Annotated in this window: 1 pseudogene; it reads right to left on the bottom strand. The window is 63.3% G+C overall.

The window, feature by feature from the left end:
• Positions 1-268: pseudogene (locus F6Q13_RS19935) on the bottom strand (hypothetical protein); the annotation flags it as partial.
• Between the last annotated feature and the right edge of the window lie 291 nt (positions 269-559).

Raw genomic sequence — 559 nt, 5'->3', positions numbered from 1 at the left:
TGGTGAGCAGGCCGGAGAAGTCCAAGGTCTTGAGATTGTCGACCAGGTCGACGATCCCCTGCTGGGTTCCCACCCCGGGCGCCAGCAGGAAGTTTTCGAGGAGCTGCCCGAAGTCGGGGCTCAAGTCTTCCAGGCCGGTGAGCTCCACCGTCGCAACGTGCGCGTCTGGCAGGCTGGGTAGCTTCGCGGCCACCGGGGTGACGGCGATCATGGCGGCGCCGACCAGCGCGACACCGGTGGTGGTATACGGACGAAGAGTGGCGTTCACTACCGCCTCCTTCTGTGATACTGAAAAGGGTTCGCTGATAATACACTGAGAACTTGACTAATATCCAGTGCATTGTTGGACTCGCACCGCGGGGATTTTCCGGTCTGGCTCCCGGCGGGTATTAGGAGGACAGTGGGCTGGTCCCACCGCTCTGAGCGGGTCTGGGCGGGAGTAATGTCAGTCTGCCGGGAGGCCCGATGACCGCTACCGAACTGTCGGAAAACACCCCTCGGCGAAGCGCGCGCGCCGTCGAGTTGCGGGTTGCCGCACGCCTGGAGAACCTGGCGATCC

It is taken from the genome of Mycobacterium sp., from assembly GCF_008709575.1.
Taxonomy (GTDB): domain Bacteria; phylum Actinomycetota; class Actinomycetes; order Mycobacteriales; family Mycobacteriaceae; genus Mycobacterium.
This window is presented reverse-complemented; position numbering and strand designations above follow the sequence as displayed.